The 21,568-nt window shown below is 73.0% G+C and carries 16 protein-coding genes; 4 read left to right on the top strand and 12 right to left on the bottom strand.

What is annotated here, in order from left to right:
- Nucleotides 1-71 precede the first annotated feature (71 nt).
- On the bottom strand, nt 72-668 hold the full coding sequence (locus AB0P24_RS39485) for a M48 family metallopeptidase (RefSeq protein WP_365802757.1): 597 nt from the start codon (nt 666-668) through the stop codon (nt 72-74).
- A 226-nt stretch (nt 669-894) separates the two neighbouring features.
- On the opposite strand from AB0P24_RS39485, the gene AB0P24_RS39480 reads away from it, so the two are divergent.
- Nucleotides 895-2,100 carry a TOMM precursor leader peptide-binding protein gene (locus AB0P24_RS39480; protein WP_365802755.1) on the top strand — a complete coding sequence of 402 codons (1,206 nt, stop codon included), beginning with the start codon at nt 895-897 and terminating at the stop codon, nt 2,098-2,100.
- Complete coding sequence (locus tag AB0P24_RS39475; protein WP_365802753.1) at nt 2,093-3,499, top strand: AarF/ABC1/UbiB kinase family protein; 1,407 nt, start codon at nt 2,093-2,095, stop codon at nt 3,497-3,499. Before AB0P24_RS39480 ends, AB0P24_RS39475 begins: the two co-directional genes overlap by 8 nt.
- Nucleotides 3,500-3,509: 10 nt before the next feature.
- Here the strand turns inward: AB0P24_RS39475 and AB0P24_RS39470 are convergent, their stop codons facing one another.
- The 5 genes from AB0P24_RS39470 to AB0P24_RS39450 all read right to left on the bottom strand — a co-directional run bounded on the left by AB0P24_RS39470 (nt 3,510) and on the right by AB0P24_RS39450 (nt 7,419).
- On the bottom strand, nt 3,510-3,731 hold the full coding sequence (locus AB0P24_RS39470; RefSeq protein ID WP_365802751.1) for a hypothetical protein: 222 nt from the start codon (nt 3,729-3,731) through the stop codon (nt 3,510-3,512).
- 136 nt (nt 3,732-3,867) lie between these two features.
- The gene (locus AB0P24_RS39465) at nt 3,868-4,194 is read right to left on the bottom strand and encodes a hypothetical protein (protein WP_365706307.1); all 327 of its coding nucleotides are present in this window, start codon (nt 4,192-4,194) and stop codon (nt 3,868-3,870) included.
- Entirely contained in the window at nt 4,191-4,559 is a 369-nt protein-coding gene (locus tag AB0P24_RS39460) for a WhiB family transcriptional regulator (RefSeq protein WP_361772473.1), read from the bottom strand. Before AB0P24_RS39460 ends, AB0P24_RS39465 begins: the two co-directional genes overlap by 4 nt.
- A 173-nt stretch (nt 4,560-4,732) precedes the next feature.
- A complete protein-coding gene (locus AB0P24_RS39455) occupies nt 4,733-5,050 on the bottom strand; it encodes a hypothetical protein (protein ID WP_365802748.1) in 318 nt (105 codons plus the stop codon).
- Nucleotides 5,051-5,214: 164 nt separating this feature from the next.
- Nucleotides 5,215-7,419, bottom strand: a complete 2,205-nt coding sequence (locus AB0P24_RS39450) for an ATP-dependent DNA helicase UvrD2 (protein ID WP_365802746.1) — start codon at nt 7,417-7,419, stop codon at nt 5,215-5,217.
- 177 nt (nt 7,420-7,596) lie between these two features.
- Between AB0P24_RS39450 and AB0P24_RS39445 the strand changes: the two genes are divergently transcribed.
- The gene (locus AB0P24_RS39445; protein ID WP_234542942.1) at nt 7,597-7,839 is read left to right on the top strand and encodes a mycoredoxin; all 243 of its coding nucleotides are present in this window, start codon (nt 7,597-7,599) and stop codon (nt 7,837-7,839) included.
- 42 nt (nt 7,840-7,881) lie between these two features.
- Here the strand turns inward: AB0P24_RS39445 and AB0P24_RS39440 are convergent, their stop codons facing one another.
- The 6 genes from AB0P24_RS39440 to AB0P24_RS39415 form a co-directional block, all read right to left on the bottom strand.
- The gene (locus AB0P24_RS39440; RefSeq protein ID WP_365802744.1) at nt 7,882-8,505 is read right to left on the bottom strand and encodes a class I SAM-dependent methyltransferase; all 624 of its coding nucleotides are present in this window, start codon (nt 8,503-8,505) and stop codon (nt 7,882-7,884) included.
- Between the two features lie 10 nt (nt 8,506-8,515).
- Entirely contained in the window at nt 8,516-9,460 is a 945-nt protein-coding gene (gene nudC / locus AB0P24_RS39435; protein WP_365802742.1) for an NAD(+) diphosphatase, read from the bottom strand.
- 155 nt (nt 9,461-9,615) lie between these two features.
- The gene (locus AB0P24_RS39430) at nt 9,616-11,019 is read right to left on the bottom strand and encodes a dipeptidase (RefSeq protein WP_365802740.1); all 1,404 of its coding nucleotides are present in this window, start codon (nt 11,017-11,019) and stop codon (nt 9,616-9,618) included.
- Between the two features lie 10 nt (nt 11,020-11,029).
- Nucleotides 11,030-14,545 (bottom strand): UvrD-helicase domain-containing protein, encoded by a 3,516-nt coding sequence (locus AB0P24_RS39425; RefSeq protein WP_365802738.1) that lies wholly within the window; start codon nt 14,543-14,545, stop codon nt 11,030-11,032.
- Nucleotides 14,546-14,608: 63 nt separating this feature from the next.
- Nucleotides 14,609-17,962, bottom strand: a complete 3,354-nt coding sequence (locus tag AB0P24_RS39420) for an ATP-dependent DNA helicase (RefSeq protein ID WP_365802736.1) — start codon at nt 17,960-17,962, stop codon at nt 14,609-14,611.
- A 266-nt stretch (nt 17,963-18,228) separates the two neighbouring features.
- Nucleotides 18,229-18,615, bottom strand: a complete 387-nt coding sequence (locus AB0P24_RS39415; protein WP_365802734.1) for an MGMT family protein — start codon at nt 18,613-18,615, stop codon at nt 18,229-18,231.
- A gap of 161 nt (nt 18,616-18,776) precedes the next feature.
- Between AB0P24_RS39415 and AB0P24_RS39410 the strand changes: the two genes are divergently transcribed.
- On the top strand, nt 18,777-21,560 hold the full coding sequence (locus AB0P24_RS39410) for a lysylphosphatidylglycerol synthase domain-containing protein (RefSeq protein WP_365802732.1): 2,784 nt from the start codon (nt 18,777-18,779) through the stop codon (nt 21,558-21,560).
- Nucleotides 21,561-21,568: the final 8 nt, after the last annotated feature.

Raw genomic sequence — 21,568 nt, 5'->3', positions numbered from 1 at the left:
CGGAAGAAGTCGGTACAGACCCGGTACACAACCGCGCTCAGCGACCCCGAAGGGAGCGCTCCCGGGATGTGTCACTCATCGGGCGCGCCCGGCACATGGGGCAGCCGGTCGGCCGCGACCACCCCTTCTAGGTAGCCGCGGGCCCGCTCGGTCCGCGGATACGCCTCCAGCAACCGCCAGAACCGGGGGCCGTGCCCCGGCACCAGCAGATGCGCGAGTTCATGGCAGAGCACGTAGTCGACGACGTACTCGGGCATGCCCTGGAGCCGGTGCGAGAGGCGGATGCTGCCCTCGGACGGGGTGCACGAGCCCCAGCGGGTGTTCTGGTTGGTGACCCAGCGCACCGAGACGGGGCGGGCCCGGCCGCCGAAGTACTGGGCCGACAGCCGCTCGGCGCGCTCGGCCAGTTCGGCGTCGCCCAGCACTCGCCTGCTCTCCTGGGCAGCGAGTTTGTTGAGCATGACGGTCACCCAGCGTTTCTCCTCCGCCTCGGACATCCGGGCGGGGATCAGCACGACGGTGCGGTCGCCCTCGCGGTACGCGGAAACGGTCCGGCGGCGCCGGGCGCTTCTGCGAACCTCGATCGCGCTCGCCCCCAAGCCGCTGGGCGGCTGGCTCGTCGTGCTGCGCTGTGGCTTTCCGGCGCGGTGCAGTGGGTCGGCGGGCACGCCCCGACGTTACCCGCTGCACACGGGGGAAGTCCCGGGTCCGGGACGGTTCGATGCCGATCCCCCACCGTGCGTTTGATTTGTGCGACGAACACCCACCGCCTGTGGACAACTTTCGGCGGCCACCCGGCGGGCCGGGCATGCTGGCACTCGTCGACGGAGCGTGACCGGCTCCACCGGCACACGGGGATGTTCTGTGACCTTTCGACGACTACGGGGGCCTGTCATGCATCCGTTGGTGAAGCCCGCGCTGCGGCGCGGCTGGCGGGATCTCAACACCGTGCAGTTCGGGATGACTCCCGCGCACGCGATGACACTGGGGCCGATGGACACGGCGACCGGAAGCTTCCTGGACCTGCTCAACGGCGCCCGGGGGCTCGCGCTGCTGCGCGAGGAGGGGAGCCGCATGGACCTGCCGGACGGGCATGTCGACGCCCTGGTGGAGCGGCTGTCCCGGGCCGGGCTCGTCGACGACGCACGCGGCGGCGGGCCGGCGGCGCAGGCGTTGCGCGAGAAGAAGGAGGTGCTGGAGCGACTGCGCCCCGATCTCGCCTCGCTCTCGCTGACCACCGCGGAGCCGGGCGGCGCGATCGGCCGGCTGGCGGCCCGGCAGACACTGCGGGTGCAGGTACAGGGCGCCGGCCGGGTGGGTGTCACGCTGGCCGCGCTGCTGTCGGGCGCGGGCGTCGGCGAGGTCGACGTCCGGGACGTGGGCCGGGTCCAGCCGTGGGACGTGGCGCCGGGCGGGCTGCCGGCAGAGGCGGTCGGCGAGCGCCGCGACGAGGCCGCGCGCAGAGTCGTCCGCCGGGCGGCCCCGGACCGCCCGCCCCGTCACCCGGCTCCTTCGGCGCAGGAGCCCGGCCTCGCGCTGGTGGTCATCGCCCCGCGCGACGACGTGCTGGTGCACGCCCCGGACGCGCGCGCCGCCGAACCGCTGATGGCCTCGGGGACCCCGCATCTCTACACAGGTGTCGTGGAGGGGACGGGTGTGGTCGGCCCCCTCGTCCTGCCCGGCGGCACGGGCTGCGCCCGCTGTCTGCACGAGCACCGCACGGACCGGGATCCGGCCTGGCCGCGCCTGATCGCCCAGTGGCGGTCCGGGCAGGCCCGCCGGGTGGGCGCCTGCGATCTGACGCTGGCGGCGGCCGTGGCCGGGCTGGCCGCCGCGCACGCCCTGGCCTTCCTCGACGGCGAGTCGCCGTCCGGCACGGGGGTCCGCTGGGAGGCGTCCGTGCCGGTTCTGCACTGGCATGCCCGGCCGGTTTGGCCGCACCCCGCATGCCCGTGCGGAGCGGCGGAGAAAGCTAACAGGGAACACTCCTCAACCAACGGGGATCCACACGCGACAATGGTGGAGCAACGGCCGTCGGCGGAGCGACGAGAACACGCGGACGCGGCACGGCCGACTGGGACTTGGAGGGCGCATGTCTGATCTTCCCCGGAAGGCGGTCACCCGGACCGCGAAGCTCGCCGCGCTCCCGCTCGGCTTCGCCGGCCGGGCGACCTGGGGTCTGGGCAAGCGCATCGTGGGCGAGTCCGCGGAGATCGTCGGCCGGGAGCTGCAGCAGCGCACCGCGGAGCAGCTGTTCAAGGTCCTGGGCGAGTTGAAGGGCGGGGCCATGAAGTTCGGGCAGGCCCTGTCCGTCTTCGAGTCGGCCCTCCCGGAGGAGGTCGCCGGCCCCTACCGGGCGGCGCTCACCAAACTCCAGGACGCCGCGCCGCCGATGCCGACCCGCACGGTGCACTCGGTGCTCGCGGAGCGCCTCGGGGAGGACTGGCGGGAGCTGTTTCTGGAGTTCGAGGACAAGCCCTCGGCGGCGGCCTCGATCGGCCAGGTGCACCGGGCGGTGTGGCAGGACGGCCGGGCGGTGGCGGTCAAGGTGCAGTACCCGGGAGCCGGCGAGGCCCTGCTGTCCGATCTGGGACAACTGAGCCGCTTCGCCCGCCTGCTGGGGCCGCTGATCCCCGGCATGGACATCAAGCCGCTGATCGCGGAGCTGCGCGACCGGGTCTCCGAGGAGCTGGACTACTCCCTGGAGGCGCAGGCCCAGGCGGCGCACGCGGAGGAGTTCGCGGGCGACCCCGATGTGGTGGTCCCCGCGGTGGTGCACCAGTGCGACCAGGTCCTGGTCACGGAGTGGATCGACGGGATACCGCTCTCCGAGATCATCTCGGAGGGTACGCAGGAGCAGCGCGACCGGGCCGGCCAGCTCCTGGCCCGCTTCCTGTTCTCGGGCCCGGCCCGCACCGGCCTGCTGCACGCCGACCCGCACCCCGGCAATTTCCGCCTGCTGCCCGGCGAGCCGGGTGACGAGGAGGAGTGGCGCCTCGGCGTGCTGGACTTCGGCACCGTCGACCGGCTCCCCGGCGGCCTGCCCAGCCCGATCGGCGACTCACTGCGGATGACGCTGGACGGTGACGCCGAGGCGGTCTACGAGCTGCTGCGCGAGGAGGGGTTCGTCAAGGAGTCCATAGAGCTGGACCCGGACGCCGTCCTGGACTATCTGGTGCCGATCATCGAACCGGCCCAGGTCGACGAGTTCACCTTCACCCGCAACTGGATGCGCAGCCAGGCGGCCCGCATCGCCGACCCCCGCAACCCCGCCCACCAGCTGGGCAAGCAGCTCAACCTGCCGCCGGCCTACCTTCTGATACACCGGGTGACCCTGAGCACCATCGGCGTGCTGTGCCAGCTGGGTGCGACGGTCCGGTTGCGGGAGGAACTGGAGGCTTGGCTGCCCGGGTTCGTGCCGGACGAGCTCGAAGCATTCGCGGAATTCGAAGAGGCCGAGGAACTCGAAGAGGACGAGGAGGCCGTGGAGGCGCAGTAGGGGACGGTGTTCACCACCAGGACGAGTCGAGCCTGCCCTCGATCGCTCTGAGGTAGTCCCTGGAGCAGGTGTCGCAGAAGAACTGGCGGACGCCGTTCTCCACGGAGCAGGTCCAGGTGGCGGGCGGGGGGCCGTCGGCCACGTGGGCCGGGGCGCCGCAGCGGGCGCACACGAGCGGGTGGGGCTCCATGGCGGAGCCGCCGTGATCACTGCCTCCGGGAAGACTCGTCACCTGGTGACGATAACTCCGCGGCGCGAATCCGAGGGCACAACGCACCGCGGGGGCCGGTCCGTTCGGCCGGACCGGCCCCCGCGGGGAAGCTTTCGCCTCCCGGGTTCGGGAGGGCCACCGCTTCAGGTGTACTGGGTCACTGCATCAGGGCCATGGCGAGCGCACGGCGGGCGCGCATCGAGGCGCGCTCGGCCCGGCGCTGCATCCGGCGAGCGGTCGCCAGGCGCACGGCCCGGCGTTCCTGCTCGGCCTCGTGCAGTCGCTCGTGCATATGCGCACGAGCCAAGGCTTCTGGGATGAGTTGCATCTCTCGGGTCCTGTTCTGACGCGAGCCGGTGGCGGTACCGGCGGTGGTGAAGTCTGGGATCGCGGAGCCTGCGGGCTCGCTGGTGGACGGCTTCATCGGGGCCTGCTTCTTGGGGTCGTGCGTGAGGGGGCGGTCGATCGTTCCGTGGATGTTCATGCCGTGACCGGGTTCTTGCGCGGGCGGCCACGCGGCCGCTTGCGGGCGACGACGACACCCTGGACGAACAGCTCGCCACCCCAGACGCCCCAGGGCTCACGCCGCTCCTTGGCCCCGGCGAGGCAGGCCTCGATCAGCGGGCAGGTGCGGCAGAGGGACTTGGCGTACTCGACGTCCGCCGGCGACTCGGCGAAGAAGACCTCCGGGTCGTAGGAACGGCAGGGGACGGGTACGCCGAGGTTCTCGATGGCGTCGTCGAGCGCGGTGAGCGGGGTGAGCGGGGTCAAGGTGGAGTCCTCCGTGAGGCCGGGCGGGGGGATCGTTTCGGAAGGCGGTACGGACGGGGCGTGCGCTTCGAGTTGCACGGCTGTTCTTCCTCGTCTGGTCGTGCCGGTCGGGTTGGACCGGTTGGCGGCTGGTACCGGGTTCTGCTCTTGTCCCGAGGCCCCTTCGCCCGTCTGTCCCTGTGAGGGGACAAACAGAAGGGCCGCGGATCCCGGATGGGGTTCCGCGGCCCTGAAGGCGCCGGCCTGATCGATCAGGCTGGATCACTCCAGGGTTCTGGCCCACGGAAGGCCCACATCAGGTGGTGCTGCGTCGCCTGCTTCCGGCTTGCGGCACCGGCTGCCGTAAAGGCATAGGCCTGCGCCTGTGCCGCTACTGCTTCCAGTGCCTTGGTCGGTCGCTCGTTGCGCTCACGGACGGGAAGACCCGCGAGAGAAACGGAGGACGCCGGACGCACGGCAGGAATGCCGGACAGACCGGTGCCCAGGTTGGAGACGCCGAGCATGCACACGGAGACGGCCGAGAGATCGGTCATTTTGGCCGCGCTGATGTTGGTCTCGATGCTGATCACTGGACTCGCCTCCTCTCGGCGTCTAGGGGACCGGTGTTGAGCCGATCCGCTCGGATATGCAAGTACAACACGGAACCGGGCCTTCGAGAAGGCCGCCGTTTCCGTGCCTAGAACCTATGGGGATTCCCGGGGCATGCGCAAACTATTTTTTCGACGAGTTCGCATCAGTCCCCCGCGTCCTCGCCGACGGGCTTTTGGCCTGCGCATATGGCCAGAACATCGGCCCCGTAGCGGTTGAGCTTGCGCATCCCGACACCCGGGATGCGGGCCAGCTCGCGGTCGTCGTCCGGAGCGCTCTCAGCGATGGCCATCAGGGTTCTGTCCGTGAAGACGCAGAAGGCCGGCTGGCCGCTGAGCCGAGCCTGGTCCGCACGCCATTCGCGCAGCCGCTCGTAGAGGCCCTCGTCCATGTCGGAGGGGCAGTCGTCGCAGCGCATCAGTTTCATCTCGCCGGCGTCGGTCAGCGTGCGCCCGCAGACCCGGCAGCGGGCGGGGGTGCGCTGGGTGCGCCGGGGTGCGGGAGAGGGGCCGCCGGTGAAGCCGCGTTCGACACCTCCGCCGCCGGCGCCGCCACCACGGCCGACGGTGCCGGTGGAGCCGGTGGAGCCGGGGCGCAGACCGTCCAGGAAGCGGCTGGGCCTGCGGCCGGGTCGGCCGCCGGGGGTGCGGGAGAGGGACCAGGAGACATGGAGCCGTTCCCTGGCTCGGGTCACTCCGACGTACAGGAGACGGCGTTCCTCCTCGATCTGTTCGTCGGTCTTCGCATAGGTGATCGGCATCATGCCCTCGGCGACGCCGACCAGGAAGACGACGTCCCACTCCAGGCCCTTCGCCGAGTGCAGGGAGGCGAGGGTGACACCCTGGACGGTCGGGGCGTGCTGGGCACCCGCGCGCTCGTCGAGTTCGGCGACGAAGTCGGCGAGGGTGGCGGTGGGCCGGGCGGCGGCGACGTCGTGGGCCAGGTTGACCAGGGCGGCCAGCGACTCCCAGCGCTCCCGGACCGCGCCCGAGCCGGCCGGGGGCTCGGTGGTCCAGCCCTCGCCGGAGAGAACCGCGCGCACCTGGGAGGGCAGGTCGACGGTGTCGTCGAGCAGCGCGTCGTTGCCGCCGAAGCGGGCCGCGGCGCGCAGGGCGACGCCCGCCTTGCGCACCTCGGGCCGGTCGAAGAACCGCTCGGCACCGCGCAGCTGGTAGGGCACCCCGGCATCCGCTAGGGCCTGTTCGTACGTCTCGGACTGGGCGTTGGTGCGGAACAGCACGGCGATCTCGGCGGCCGGCACCCCGGCGTCGACGAGCTCGCGGATGCGGCGGGCGGCACCCTCGGCCTCGGCGGGCTCGTCGGCGTACTCGGTGTACACGGGCTCGGGTCCGGCGGGGCGCTGAGAGATCAGCTCCAGGCGGTGGTCGGCGGCTCGGCCACGGGCCTGGGCCAGCAGGCCGTTGGCCAGGTGGACGACCTGGGGGGTGGAGCGGTAGTCACGGACCAGCTTGACGACGGTGGCCCCGGGGTGGCGGGTGCGGAAATCGAGCAGATGGTCGGGGGTTGCTCCTGTGAACGAGTAGATCGTCTGGCTGGCGTCGCCGACGACACACAGGCTGTCGCGGTCGCCGAGCCACAGTTCCAGCAATCGCTGCTGGAGCGGGCTGACGTCCTGGTACTCGTCGACGACGAAGTGCTGGTACTGGGCGCGGACCTGTTCGGCGATGTCGTGCCGGTCCTGGAGGATGCCGACGGTCAGCAGCAGGACGTCCTCGAAGTCGATCACCGCGCGGTCGCGCTTGAGGTCCTCGTAGACCGAGTAGAGCTGGGCGATCTCGGCGGGGTCGCGGGGGGCCTCCCGGCCGGCCTTCACGACGGCGAGCGGATAGTCGGCGGGGACGGTCCGGGTGACCTTGGACCATTCGATCTCGGCGGTGACGTCCCGCAGCTCGCCCCGGTCGAGGCGGACACGGCAGGCGGCGGCCGCGTCGGCGACGAGCTGGATCTTGCGGTCGACGAGCCGGGGCAGGGAGCCACCGACCGCTTTCGGCCAGAAGAACTGGAGCTGGCGCAGCGCGGCCGAGTGGAAGGTGCGGGCCTGCACCCCCTGCGCGCCGAGCTGGCGCAGCCGGCCGCGCATCTCCCCGGCGGCGCGGTTGGTGAAGGTGACGGCGAGCACGCTGGACGGCTGGAGGATGCCGGCCCGCACTCCGTAGGCGATCCGGTGGGTGATCGCCCTGGTCTTGCCGGTACCGGCTCCGGCCAGCACGCACACGGGACCGTGCAGCGCGGTCGCCACCGCGCGCTGCTCGGGGTCGAGCCCTTCGAGCACCGCGTCGGCAGAGTCCGGTACCGGCGGGAAGAGGGAGGAGTGCGTTGCTGCTGTCACATGGCCATGCTGCCAGGTCGCCCGAGACGGCCGTGCCGGTTGTCCACAGGCGACCCCGCGCAGTCGTACTGATGGGGCAGATGTCGCCTGGCGCCCGTGCCGCGGGAATGGCGGACGGGTCGCATACGTTCCTCCCCTGGACGACCTTCCCCGACCTGCCGAAGGAGTGCGAGCGAGATGCAGGGCACTGTGACGATGTACAGCACCACGTGGTGCGGCTACTGCCGCCGGCTGAAGAGCCAGCTGGACCGCGAGGGCATCGCGTACACCGAGATCAACATCGAGCAGGACCCGGAGTCGGCCGCGTTCGTGGAGAAGGCGAATGGCGGAAACCAGACGGTTCCCACGGTGCTCTTCGCTGACGGCTCGACGCTGACGAACCCGTCACTGGCCCAGGTGAAGCAGAAGGTCAGCGCGTAGGTTTCCCGGCGCTTCCCGGCACAAGGCGGTCCCTGACCCCGGTCAGGGACCGCCTTCGCGCGTTCCGCCCGGCTTGTCCCACACCAGCGTGTAACGCCACAGCAGCCGGCGCCGGTACCGGCGGCCGGGGAGCAGGTGCGCAGTGGACTGCCGGACCTCTCGCCAGGTCATGATCGGGTCCTCGACGGGCATGTCGGCGGGAGCCCGCTTGCCGCCGAACCGGCGCGCGTTCACCCGGTCGGCGGGGACCCCGCAGCAGCCGATGACCCAGTCAAGCAGGGTGTGGTTGTGTGCCAGACCGACGACGACCAGCCGGCCGCCGGGCGCGAGCAGCCGCACCAGCCGGTCGATCGCGTCGTCGAAGGGGGCGTGGTGGATGACGGCGACCGCGCTGACGAAGTCGTAACCTCCCTCGTCGAGGAGGGCGCCGTCGAGGTAGTCACCCTCCAGGAAGGTGACGTTCCCGGCGTCTCGTTTACGCGCCTGCCTGATCATCTCCGCCGACCGGTCCACGCCGGTCACCGACTCCGCCCTGGCCGCGAGCTCGGCGGCCAGCAGGCCGTCGCCGCAGCCGACGTCCAGGGCGGCGCGACAGCCTTCCGGTACCGCGTCCAGCACCACGGGGTGGTAGTGGACGTTGTGGTTCCAGTACTCCTGTGCGGTCACGACGGCGGTCTCAGACGAAGCTCCTCGTCGGCAGCGGCTTGCCGTACCACATCTCGATCAGGCGGGCCGCGATGGAGATGCCGTACGGCGGCAGGACGTCGCCGGAGTCGAAGGCGGCGCCGAGTTCGTCGCGGGAGAACCAGCGGGCCTCGTGGATCTCGTCACCGTCCACGTTGACCTCGGTCGAGGTCGCGCGGGCCATGAAGCCGAGCATGAGGCTGGACGGGAACGGCCAGGGCTGGCTGGCGACGTACTCGACCGGGCCGACGGTGATCCCGGCCTCCTCGAAGACCTCGCGGCGCACCGCCTGCTCGATGGACTCGCCGGGCTCCACGAAACCGGCGAGCGTGGAGAAGCGGCCCTCGGGCCAGTGGACCTGGCGGCCGAGCAGGATGCGGTCGTCCTCGTCGGTGACGGCCATGATCACTGCCGGGTCGGTGCGCGGGTAGTGCTCGGCGCCGCAGGCGGGACAGCGGCGGATGTGGCCGGCGGCGGCGATGACCGTGCGCTCGCCGCACCGGGAGCAGAAGCGGTGGGTGCGCTGCCAGTTCTCCAGGCCGACCGCGTGCACCATCAGGCCCGTGTCCCGGGGGGACAGCAGCAGTCCGGCCTCGCGCAGGCCGGCCGGGCGCGCGGACTGGTCGATGCGGCCGGGCAGGGCGTCCTTCTGGAGGGCGAAGTAGCTGACGCCGTCCTCGTCGGTGCCCAGGAAGTAGCGGTGTGCCTCGGTGAGGGGGGCCTCGAAGGAGGGCGTCATGACGAGTTCGGTGCGGCCGTCGGGCGTCTCGTCGATGAGGACCTGGCCGCCGGAGACCACGAAACAGCGGGTGTCGGGGTGGCTCCACGCCGCCGCGAGCCAGGCCTCGTCGAGCCGGTGGTGGGCGGCGCGGTCGATGCCGCTCGGGGCGGTGAGCGAGATGGGTCGATCGGCGGTGTGGTCGGTCCAGGTGGTCACGGGTGCTTCCAACTCCCCCAGTGCAACGGATGTTTCAGCGGGCGGTTCAGCGGGACGAAGGGCGGGAGGGGACCGGGCCGGGCGGCGGCGGGGCGGGCGGGGCGGTCCTTCCAGTGTGCCCCGCCCGCGGTGCCGTCGCGGACGGCGTCGGTGGCTCAGGTGGCATGGCGCCAGTTCTCGGCGAGGTCACCCCACAGGTAGGCGCTGGTCTCGACGCCCTTGAGGAGAAGGTCCAGTTCGACCTTCTCGTTCGGGGCGTGCCAGCCGTCGGAGGGGACGGAGATGCCCAGGAAGAGGACGGGTGCGCCGAGGACGTCCTGAAGGTCCGCGGCGGGTCCCGAGCCACCCGAACGGGTGAACCGGACCGGTGCCTCGAAGGCCCGGCCCATGGCGCGGGCCAGGGACTGGAGGCCGGGATGGTCGAGCGGGGTCAGGCACGGGCGCGTGGCGGGAAGGAAGGTGATCTCGGCACGGATCCCGGCGGGGATCCGCTCGGTGGCCCAGGCGCGGACGATCTTCTCGATGTGGTCTGGTTCCTGCCCGGCGACCAGCCGGAACGACAGCTTCAGCAGCGCCGAGGACGGGATGATCGTCTTGCTGCCGGGGCCCTGGTAGCCGCTGCCGATCCCGTTGACCTCGGCGGTGGGGCGGGCCCAGACGCGCTCCAGCGTGGTGTGCCCGGCCTCGCCCTCGGTGGCGTAGGAATGCGCCTCGCGCAGCCAGCCCTCCTCGTCGAACGGCAGCTCGGCCCACAGCCGCCGCTCGCGCTCGCTGAGTTCGACGACGCCCTCGTAGAAGCCGGGGATCGCCACGCGCGCGTGCTCGTCGTGCAGGGCGGCGACCAGGCGGGCTGCGACGGTGGCCGGGTTGGGGACGGCGCCGCCGAAGGCGCCGGAGTGGATGTCCTGGTCGGGGCCGTGCAGAACGATCTGGCACTCGGCGAGCCCGCGCATGCCGGTGCACACCGTGGGGGTGTCCTCGGACCACATTCCGGTGTCGGAGACGATCACCACGTCGGCGGCGAGCCGCTCGGCTCGCCGCTCGACGAGCGCCCGGAAGTTCGGCGAGCCGGACTCCTCCTCGCCCTCGATCAGCAGCTTCAGGGTGACGGCGGGTGCGGTGCGGCCGGTGGCGGCGAGATGGGCGCGGACGCCGAGTGTGTGGAAGAACACCTGGCCCTTGTCGTCGGCCGCCCCGCGCGCGTAGAGGCGGTCCCCCCGGACGACGGGCTCGAAGGGCTCGCTGTCCCAGCCGTCCTCGCGGGCGGCGGGCTGCACGTCGTGATGGCCGTAGACCAGGGCTGTGGGCGCCTCAGGGTCGCCCGCGGGCCACTCGGCGAAGACGGCCGGGGCGCCTGGTGTCTCCCAGACCTCGACGGTCGGGAAGCCGGTCTCCGTCAGCTTGGCGGCGAGCCAGTCAGCGCTGCGGCGTACATCGGGGGCGTGGTCGGGCTGGGCCGACACGGAGGGGATGCGCAGCCATGCGGCGAGGTCGTCGAGGAAGGCGGCACGGTACTGCTCGATGTACGTACGGACAACGCTGTCCGGGGTCTGGCTCATGGTCACGAGCCTATCGGCCCGGACCGACATCCTCGGCGGGCGATTCGTCACACTCAGTTTGTCCGACGATCAGCCTTTCCAGGGCGGCCCGGTCCGGAAGGCCCTCCGGTCGTTCGACCTCACCGGTGCGCACGTGCACGAACGCGGCGGTGACCGACTCGGGCGGCACGCCCTGCTGCTCGGCCCACCCGATCCGGTAGATGGCCAGCTGGAGCGGGTCGGCGGGGCGCACGCGGCTGGTCTTCCAGTCGACGATCTCGTACGTCGCCCCGTCGTCGCGGTCCGTCCGGTAGACGGCGTCGATACGGCCCCTGACGACCCGGCCCGCGAGGGTGAGCTGGAAGGGAGCCTCGACGCGGTAGGGCGTTCGCTGCGCGTACTCGGTGCGCTCGAAGGCCTCCTTGAGGGCTTCGAGGTCGCGTTCGTCCGCGATCTCGGCGTCGCCGCCGGGCAGTTCGTCGGGCTCCAGCATGGGCAGCGTGAGCTCTTCGAAGCGTGCCTCGACCCAGGCGTGGAAGCGGGTGCCCCGGCGCGCGGCCGGTTGCGGAGCGCGTGGCATGGGGCGCGCGAGTTCCTGTGCGAGCCCGTCCGGGTCCTCGGCGAGCCGCATCAGCTGGGTCGCGGACAGCGTGGCCGGCAGGGGGACGTCGGTGACGTTCTGGCGGGCGCGCAACAGCTCGCCGGTGAGCGCGTCGAGGTCGCGGTCCCAGGAGGCGACGGCGCGGGCTTCCTCGGGACTGAGGGGGCCGAGGGGGCTGTGGGGGCCGAGCGGAGCACGGTCGTGCGCCGGCGTGCGCAGGGGTGTGCGCTCGGCGGGTGTGACCTGGTGCGGGACGGTGGGGCGGTCGGTGCTCCAGGATTCGGGACGGTCGGTGCTCCAGGAGTCCCAGTCGGCGGAGTCCGCGTCCGGGAAGTCGTCCCCGTAGGGGTCGGGTTCCTCGTCCTCGGGCGGCGGGGGCCAGTCCGGGTCCGCCACGGCGGCGGCCGGGTCGTGGCCGGCGGGAGTGCCCGAGCCGGTACCGGCCGTGAGGGCGTCCAGGTGGGCGAGGACGGTCGCGGCGGCCGCACGGCGGCGGCCCAGGGCGGCCGCGTCCAGGGGCAGCGGCCACACCTGGTCGGCGCTCGCCGTGTGCAGGGCCGGGTTCTCCTCGTCCGCCTCCGGTTCGTCGGCCCAGGCCTCGATCTCGCCGTGTCCGGCGGCGCAGTGGTCGTACAGGGCCCGGAGGAAGTCGGAGGGGCCGCGCGGCTTCTTCTGGCTGGGGCCCCACCAGTGGCCGGAGCCGAGGAGCAGAGTGCGGGGGCGGGTGAAGGTGACGTAGCCGAGGCGGAGTTCCTCGGTGTGCTGGTGGTCCTTCATGGCCTCGTGGAAGGCCTTCATCCCCCGCGAGTCCCAGGCCTCGACGTCGGGCAGGGTGGCGGTGTCGCCGCGCAGGGCGTGCGGGAGCACCTTCGCCTGGGCGGTCCACTTCTCGCGCCCCTGGCTGCTCGGGAAGGTGCCCTTGACCAGCCCGGGGACGGCGACGACGTCCCACTCCAGGCCCTTGGACTTGTGCGCGGTGAGCACCTTGACGGTGTTCTCGCCGCCGGGCAGGGCGTTGTCCAGGCCCTTCTCGTACTGGGCGGCGGTACGCAGGAAGCCGAGGAAGGCCAGCAGGTTCGCCTCCTGGTCGCCGGCCGCGAAGGAGGCGGCGACGTCCAGGAAGTTGGAGAGCGTCTCGCGGCGGCGGGCTGCCAGCGCGTGCGGGGACGCGGACAGCTCCACCTCCAGGCCGGTGACCGCGAGGACGCGGTGCAGGACGTCCATCAGCGGGTCGGACAGGGAGCGGCGCAGCTCGCGCAGCTCGGTGGCGAGGCGGGCGAAGCGCACGCGCGCGTCCACCGAGAACGGCAGCCCGTCGTCCTGCCGGTCGCTGTCGAACGGCAGCTCCAGGAACGTGTCCAGGGCGTCCGCGAGGGATATCACCTCGGCGGGGTCGACCCCTTCGACGGCCTCGGCGAGCCTGCGGTCCGGGTCGTCGGCGTCGCCCACGCGCGCGTGCGTCACCAGCCGCCGGGCGCGGCGGCCGAGGAGGGCGAGGTCGCGGGGGCCGATGCGCCAGCGCGGGCCGGTCAGCAGCCGGACCAGGGCGGCGTTGGCGCCCGGGTCCTGAAGCACCTCGCAGACGGCGACGAGGTCGGCGACCTCGGGCAGGTGCAGCAGCCCGGAGAGGCCGACGACCTCGACCGGGATGTCACGGGCGACGAGGGCGCCCTGGATCTCCGCGAAGTCGGTCGCCGTACGGCACAGGACCGCGATCTCGCCGGGCGCCGTGCCGGTGCGGACCAGGTGGGCGACCGAGTCGGCGATCCAGTCCATCTCCTCGGCGTGGGTGCGCAGCAGGGCGCAGCGAACCGTGCCGTCCCGCTCGGCGCCCGGGGCCGGCCGCAGGGCCTCCACGCCCGCGTGCATGGCCCGCAGCGGCTCGGCGAGGTCGTTGGCGAGGTCGAGGAGGCGGCCGCCGCTGCGGCGGTTCTCGCTGAGCGCCTGGCGGGTGGCGGGGCGCCCGTCGGCGTGCGCGAAGTGTTCGGGGAAGTCGTCGAGGTTGGCGACCGAGGCGCCGCGCCAGCCGTAGATGGCCTGGCAGGGGTCGCCGACCGCGGTCACGGGGTGGCCGGTGCCAGCGCCGAACAGGCCTGCCAGAAGCACGCGTTGCGCGACCGAGGTGTCCTGGTACTCGTCGAGGAGTACGACCCGGAACTCGTCGCGCAGCAGCCGGCCCACCTCGGCGACGCCGGCCAGCGCCGCGGACAGCGCGATCTGGTCGCCGAAGTCGAGCAGGTCCCGCTCGCGCTTGGCGGCCCGGTAGCGGACGACCAGCCCGGCCAGTTCGCGGCGCGCCGCGGCGGTCTCGGGGACCTTGCGCAGGTCGGCGTTGCCGAGCTTCACCCCGGCCAGGGTGTTCAGCAGACCGGCGTCCCAGGACCGCAGCTCCTCGGGGCTCACCAGGTGTTCGGCGAGCTCGGAGTCGAGGGTGAGCAGGTCGCTGACCAGGTCGGCGAAGGAGCGGGTGAGGGCCGGGTAGGGGCCGGGGGCCTCGCGCAGCACCCGCGCGGCGAGCTGGTAGCGGGTGGCGTCGGCGAGCAGCCGGGAGGTCGGCTCCAGGCCGATGCGCAGGCCGTGGTCGGTCAGCAGCCGGCCCGCGAAGGCGTGGTACGTGGAGATGACCGGCTCGCCGGGCGGATTGTCCGGGTCGATGGCGTCCGGGTCAGTGACGCCGGCCCTGACGAGTGCCTTGCGGACGCGCTCGGCGAGTTCACCGGCCGCCTTGTTGGTGAAGGTCAGGCCGAGAACCTGCTCCGGGGCCACTTGCCCGGTGCCGACCAGCCAGACCACGCGGGCCGCCATCACCGTCGTCTTGCCCGATCCGGCCCCGGCCACGATCACCTGCGGGGCGGGCGGCGCGGTGATGCAGGCCGTCTGCTCCGGGGTGAACGGGATGCCGAGGAGCTCTTTGAGCTGATCGGGGTCGGTGATACGGGCGAGCATGAGAAAAGAGGCTAGCGGCGGGCACTGACAATCGATGACGCAGCGCGGTCGATGACTCGGCGCTCACTCCACCACGTGCCGCCCCTCCGGCCGCGCGCTGCAGGACGCGCGGAAGGCGCAGTGGGTGCAGTGCTGGCCGGTGGTCGGCGCGAACCGTTCGTCGAGGACCTTGCCGGCGGCGGTGGCCAGCAGTTCTCCGACCCACTCCCCCTCCAGCGGCTCCTGCGCCTGCACCCTGGGCAGGGTCTCGCCGCCGTCGCGCTGGGCGGCGCCCTGTCTGAGGTGGACCAGTTCGGCGCCGCCGGGCTCGGGCCGGACGCCGTCGAAGGCCTCGTCGACGGCCCCCTCACGGACCGCGAGCTGGTAGACGGCGAGCTGTGGATGGCGGGCCACCTCGGCCGCGCTGGGCGCCTGTTTGCCGGTCTTGAAGTCGACGACGTACGCGCGGCCCTCGCCGTCCGCCTCCACGCGGTCCATCTGGCCGCGGATGCGCACCTCGTAGTCGCCCGCTCCGAGGGTGACGTCGAAGTCCTGCTCGCTGGCCACCGGGGTGCGTGCGGTGCGGTCCAGGACATGCCACTTCAGGAAGCGTTCGAGCGCCACGCGCGCGTTGTCCTTCTCCTGCGCCGACTTCCAGGGCGCGTCGAAGGCGAGCGCGTTCCACACGGAGTCCAGGCGCTCCATGAGGACGGCGAGGTCGGCGGGGGTGCGCCCGGAGGCGACCTCGTCGGCGAGGACGTGCACGACGTTTCCGAAGCCCTGGGCGGTGGTGGCGGGAGCGTCGGCCTTCACCTCCCGGCCCAGGAACCACTGCAGGCTGCAGGTGTTGGCGAGCTGGTCGAGGGCGCTGCCGGAGAGCACCACGGGCTGGTCGCGGTCGCGCAGCGGCACCTTGCTCTCGGTCGGTTCGAACATGCCCCACCAGCGGTAGGGGTGGGCGGCCGGCACCAGGGGGCGGCCGTCCTCGTCGGCGAGCGCGGCCAGCCGGGCCAGGCGGCGGGCGGCGGCCTCCCGCAGGGCGTCGGACGCGCGCGGGTCGACGGTGGTCGCGCGCAGCTCGGCGACCAGGGCGGCCACGGCGAGCGGGCGGCGGGGCCGGCCGGTGACGTCCTGGGGTTCGACGCCCAGTTCGGCGAGGAACCGGGAGGGCTGGTCGCCGTCGTCCGCGGGGGCCTTCACTGCGGTGACGACGAGGCGCTCACGCGCGCGCGTGGCGGCGACGTAGAACAGGCGGCGTTCCTCGGCGAGCAGCGCGCCCGGGGTGAGCGGCTCGGCGAGTCCGTCGCGGCCGATGCGGTCGGCCTCCAGGAGCGAGCCGCGGCGGCGCAGGTCCGGCCACAGTCCCTCCTGGACGCCGGCCACGACGACCAGCCGCCACTCCAGGCCCTTGGCGCGGTGCGCGGTCATCAGACGTACGGCGTCGGGGCGCACCGCGCGGCCGGCGAGGGTGTCCGCGGCGATGTCCTCGGCCTCGATCTCCGCGAGGAAGTTCAGCGCGCCCCGGCCGCCGCTGCGCTCCTCCGCGCGGGCGGCGGTGGCGAACAGGGCGCACACGGCGTCCAGGTCACGGTCGGCGTTGCGGCCGGCCGCGCCGCCGCGGCGGGCGGCGCGCTCCAGGCGTGAGGGCCAGGGGGTGCCGTTCCACAGGACCCACAGCGCCTCCTCGGCCGTACCGCCGCCCGTCAGGCGCTCCCGGGCCCGGCTGAGCAGCGCGCCGAGCCGCTGCGCCCCGCGCGCGTACCCGGGGTCGTGCACGGCCAGGCGCTCGGGCTCGGCGAGCGCCCGCGCGAGCAGTTCGTCCGACGGGGGCGGGAACGCGTTGCCGCCCGCCCGCTCCTCGTCGCGCAGGGCACGGCCCAGGCGCCGCAGGTCGGCCGCGTCCATGCCGGCGAGGGGGGAGGTGAGCAGGGTGAGCGCGGTCTCGGTGTCGAGCCAGCAGGGGGCCGCCTCGCCGGGGACTTCCGCGGCGGACTCCGCGAGGTTTTCCGCGGGGCTCGCCACAGCGGCTTCCGCCTGGGATGCCGCCTCCGCCGTCGCCACCGCCCGCAGCGCGGTCAGCAGGGGTGCCACCGCCGGTTCGTGGCGCAGCGGCAGGTCGTCGCCGTCGATGTCCAGGGGCACGCCGGCCGCGGTGAGGGCGCGGCGCACCGTCGGGATGGTGCGGGACCCGGCGCGCACCAGGACGGCCATGTCGCTCCAGCGGACGCCGTCCTCCAGGTGTGCCCGGCGCAGGATGTCGGCGACGTTGTCCAGCTCGGTGCCGGGTGTCGGGTACGTGTAGACCTCGACGCGGCCGTCGTCCCGCGCGGCGGTCAGCTCGCGGTGCGCGCGCACCTTGTCGGCGGGCAGCCGGGTCAGCGGCATCCGCTGGGTCAGCAGCCGGGTCGCGGCCAGCAGGCCGGCCCCGGAGCGGCGGGACGTACGCAGCACCCGCACCGGGGCGGGACTGCCGTCCGCGCGCGCGAAGGCCGACGGGAAGTCCAGGATGCCGTTCACGTCGGCGCCCCGGAACGTGTAGATCGACTGGTCCGGGTCGCCGAACGCGACCAGGGTGCGACCGCCGCCGGCCAGGGCGTGCAGCAGGCGCACCTGGGCCGGGTCGGTGTCCTGGCACTCGTCGACGTACACCGCGTCGTAACGCCCCGCGAGATCCAGGGCGACCTCGGGACGGTGGGCGAGGAGCACCGCGCGGTGGACGAGTTCGGCGTAGTCGAGGACGCCCTGTAGGTCGAGGACGTCGAGGTACTCGGCGAGGAAGGCGGCCGCGGCCCGCCAGTCGGGGCGGCCGATCCGGCGGGCGAAGGCGTCCAGGGCGGCCGGGTCCAGGCCCAGTTCACGGCTGCGGGCCAGGACCGCGCGGACCTCGTCGGCGAAGCCCCGGGTGGTCAGGCAGGCGCGCAGGTCGTCGGGCCAGCGCACATGGTTCAGTCCGAGCCGCTCCAGGTCGGGCTGACCGGCCAGCAGCTCGCGGACGGCGACGTCCTGCTCGGGGCCGGACAGCAGCCGCAGCGGGTCCACGAAGAGACCGCTGTCCTGGTGGGCGCGGACCAGGGCGTAGCAGTACGAGTGGAAGGTGGTCGCCCGGGGCGCGCGGGCCGCGCCCACCCGCAGGGCCATGCGGTCGCGCAGCTCGACGGCGGCCTTGCGGCTGAACGTCAGCACCAGGATTCGCTCGGGGTCCCCGCCGCGGGCGATCCGCGCGGCCACGGACTCCACCAGGGTGGTGGTCTTCCCGGTGCCGGGACCCGCCAGGACGAGCAGCGGGCCGGACCCGTGGTCAACCACGGCGCGCTGTGCGGCGTCCAGACGAGGGGGATCCACGTCGGCCGGCGGGGTACGGACCAGTCGGTAAGCGCCACGGTTCCCCTGCCGCACCTGGGGGTGCGGCAGGCGCCTGGTGGAGGAAGAGGAGCTCACGTGGTTCGCCGGTCCTGGTGGGTGTGCTGGTCGGTTCGCGGTCGCGCGTGCGCAGGGGTGGCCGCGGGGTGAGCGGGACACGCGCAGCCGACGCTACGCCGAGGAACCGTGCGGAAGCAGAGCTTCCGCTTCTTCCCGTCCGCCCCGGGCGGCACTCGCGGCACACGCGCCGCACATCTCACGAACGTACGTCATGCCACGGACGTCCCCGGTGTCCCTCGTACGGGCCACAGGTTCCCCCCGAGGGCCCGCGATGGCGGAAGCTGTCAGGTGTGAGCCCCCGCGTCCGCGTCGCCGTCCCACCGCGCCCGCTTCATGTCGAGCCGCGGCAGATGGCCGTCCGCGGCCCTGCCCGCCTCCTTCAGCGGGGTGCCCTCGGCGCGGTAGTGGTCCAGTGCGCCCAGCTCGTGCCCCGGCAGGAGCACCCCGTCGGCGCGCACCACCCGCCACCACGGGGCGGCACCGCCGTACAGGGACATCACCCGCCCGACCTGGCGCGGCCCTCCCTCCTCCAGCCACTCCGCGACGTCGCCGTACGTCATCACACGCCCGCGCGGGATCAGCTCGGCGACCTCCAGGACCCGCTCGGCGTACTCGGGCAGCTCGTCCGGGGAGCCCTCTCGGGTGTCCTCGGGAAAGCTCTGCTCGCTCATTCGCCCCATCCTGCCGCACCCCACCGACAACCCGCGCGGTCCGCGGCAGGCCTCCGCCTCGCCCTCTCGCGGCGCTTGGGGCAGACTGTGCGCCCCCGCATCTGCACCCTGATGCCCTCGGGTGTCGGTGGGGCATGCCACCATCGTGCAGGCGGTGACTGGTGATACGAGATCAAGAAGAGACGGCCGAGCAGCAGGGCGTGCCCTCCGAGGGAGGGGCGAGCACCTCTGACGCCGCCGCACGCCCGGACGCGGCGGAACCCGGTACCGCGCACCCGGAAGCCGCGCGGCCGGACCTCGTGAAGCCCGGCTCCGCGCACCAGGCTCCCGCCGCAGACCCCGACGCCGCCGAGGCGGAACACGTGCCCGACGAGACACACACCGACGAGGTGGAGGGCGACGAACCGCTGCTCCCCGCGCGCGTGCACCGCCCCTCCGACCTCATGCGGCTCCTGGTCGGGGTGCTCGCCATCGCCGTGCTGCTCGGCATCTCGGCGTTCGCACACGGCACCACCTCCGGTCTCGAACAGGACATCAACAAGGGCACCGGTCAGGCCCCCGACCTGCTGATCAGGATCGCGGGACTGGCCTCCAGCATCGCGATCCTGCTGGTCCCGGTCGCGTTCGCGATCGAGCGGCTGATCAAGCGGGACGGGCTGCGCATCGCCGACGGCGTGCTCGCGGCCGTCCTCGCGCACGGCGTGACCCTCGCCACCGACCTGTGGGTGGCCAGGGCCGCGCCGGGTTCGATCCGGGAGGCGCTCACCCAGCCCTCCCCCGGTGACATCCACGCCTTCACCGACCCGGTGCACGGCTATCTCGCGCCCGTCATCGCCTACATGACGGCCGTCGGCATGTCCCGGCGGCCGAGATGGCGGTCCGTGCTGTGGATCGTGCTGCTGCTCGACGCGTTCTCCATGCTGGTCACGGGCTACACCACCCCGTTCTCGATCATCCTCACGGTGCTGATCGGCTGGACCGTCGCCTACGGCACGCTGTACGCGGTCGGCTCCCCCAACGTGCGTCCCACCGGGCGGACCCTGCTGGCGGGCCTCAGGCACGTCGGATTCCACCCGGTCGGCGCGGCCCGCGAGGAGGCCCTGGACACCGAGAACGGTGACCGGGGCCGGCGCTACTTCGTCACCCTGGAGGACGGGCCGCCGCTGGACGTCACGGTCGTCGACCGGGAACAGCAGGCCCAGGGCTTCTTCTACCGCGCGTGGCGCAACCTGACCCTGCGCGGCTTCGCCACCCGCTCCAGCCTGCAGTCCCTGCGCCAGGCCCTGGAGCAGGAGGCGCTGCTGGCGTACGCGGCGATCGCGGCCGGCGCCAACGCGCCCAAGCTGATCGCCACCTCCGAGCTGGGCCCCGACGCCGTGATGCTCGTCTACGAGCACACCGGCGGCCGTACCCTCGACTCGCTGGCCGACGAGGAGATCACCGACGAACTGCTGCGCAACACCTGGCACCAGGTGCAGGCGTTGCAGTCGCGCCGGATCGCGCACCGCAGGCTCGCGGGTGACGCCATCCTGGTGGATCCGTCCGGCACGGTGATCCTCACCGACCTGCGCGGCGGTGAGATCGCGGCCGGTGAACTGCTGCTGCGCATGGACGTCGCCCAGCTCGTCACCACGCTCGGTCTGCGGGTGGGCGCCGAGCGGGCGGTGGCCTCGGCGGTCGGTGTCCTCGGCCCCGACGCCGTCGCCGACTGTCTGCCGATGCTCCAGCCGATCGCGCTGACGCGCTCCACGCGCGCGACGCTGCGAAGACTGGCCAGGGAGCGCGCCCAACGCGAGCGGGACGCGGTCCTGGAGGCGTCCCGGCAGGCCAAGCAGGCCCGTGCGCACGAGGCCGAGAAGCCCGACAAGAAGACGGTGCGCGCCGAGCAGCGGGCCGAGAAGCGGGCCTTGGACGACGCGCTGGAAGAGGCCCGCGAGGAGGACCTGCTCACCCAGATCCGGCACCAGGTGCTGAGGATCAGACCGCAGGCCCCCGTCGAGCCGGCCCGGCTGGAGCGGGTGCGGCCGCGCACGCTGATCAGTGTCATCGCCGGCGCCATCGGCGGCTACTACCTGCTGACCCAGCTCACCCACATCGAGTTCGGCCCCCTGGTCGCGAACGCCCAGTGGGGCTGGGTGATCGCCGCGGTGCTGTTCTCGGCGCTCAGCTACGTCGCCGCCGCGATGTCCCTGCTCGGGTTCGTGCCGGAGCGGGTGCCGTTCCCGCGGACCGTGGCGGCGCAGGTCGCCGGCTCCTTCGTGAAGATCGTGGCGCCCGCCGCCGTCGGCGGCGTCGCCCTCAACACCCGCTTCCTACAGCGCGCAGGCGTGCGTCCCGGGCTCGCGGTGGCCAGCGTGGGCGCCTCGCAGCTGTTCTCGCTCGGCTGTCACATCCTGATGCTGCTGTCCTTCGGCTATCTGACCGGCACCGAGAAGACCCCGTCGCTGTCGCCGTCCCGCACGGTCATCGCGGGCCTGCTGACCGTCGCGGTGCTGGTCCTCGTGGTGACCTCGGTGCCGCTCCTGCGGAAGTTCGTCAGCACGCGCGTGCGGTCGCTCTTCGCGGGTGTCGTACCGCGCATGCTGGACGTGCTGCAGCGGCCGCAGAAGCTCGTCACCGGCATCGGCGGCATGCTGCTGCTGACGGCCTGCTTCGTGATGTGCCTGGACGCCTCCATCCGCGCGTTCGGCGACCAGTCGACCTCGCTGAGCATCGCCAGCGTCGCCGTCGTCTTCCTCGCCGGCAACGCGCTCGGCTCCGCGGCGCCGACCCCGGGCGGTGTCGGCGCGGTCGAGGCGACCCTGACCGTCGGTCTGATCGCTGTCGGCCTCCCCAAGGAGGTCGCGGCGCCCGCCGTCCTGCTGTACCGGCTGCTGACCCTGTGGCTGCCGGTCCTGCCGGGCTGGCTGGCCTTCAACCAGCTCTCCCGCAAGGGTGCGCTCTAGGGGCGTAC

Source organism: Streptomyces sp. NPDC086519 (assembly GCF_040686075.1).
Lineage (GTDB): Bacteria > Actinomycetota > Actinomycetes > Streptomycetales > Streptomycetaceae > Streptomyces > Streptomyces shenzhenensis.
This window is presented reverse-complemented; position numbering and strand designations above follow the sequence as displayed.

Coding starts and splice junctions, on each gene's coding strand:
- AB0P24_RS39475 (WP_365802753.1), top strand. CDS start 2,093: ATGTCTGATCTTCCCCGGAAGGCGGTCACCCGGACCGCGAAGCTCGCC.
- AB0P24_RS39415 (WP_365802734.1), bottom strand. CDS start 18,615: ATGAGCGAGCAGAGCTTTCCCGAGGACACCCGAGAGGGCTCCCCGGAC.
- AB0P24_RS39430 (WP_365802740.1), bottom strand. CDS start 11,019: ATGAGCCAGACCCCGGACAGCGTTGTCCGTACGTACATCGAGCAGTAC.
- AB0P24_RS39480 (WP_365802755.1), top strand. CDS start 895: ATGCATCCGTTGGTGAAGCCCGCGCTGCGGCGCGGCTGGCGGGATCTC.
- AB0P24_RS39465 (WP_365706307.1), bottom strand. CDS start 4,194: ATGAACATCCACGGAACGATCGACCGCCCCCTCACGCACGACCCCAAG.
- AB0P24_RS39445 (WP_234542942.1), top strand. CDS start 7,597: ATGCAGGGCACTGTGACGATGTACAGCACCACGTGGTGCGGCTACTGC.
- AB0P24_RS39425 (WP_365802738.1), bottom strand. CDS start 14,545: ATGCTCGCCCGTATCACCGACCCCGATCAGCTCAAAGAGCTCCTCGGC.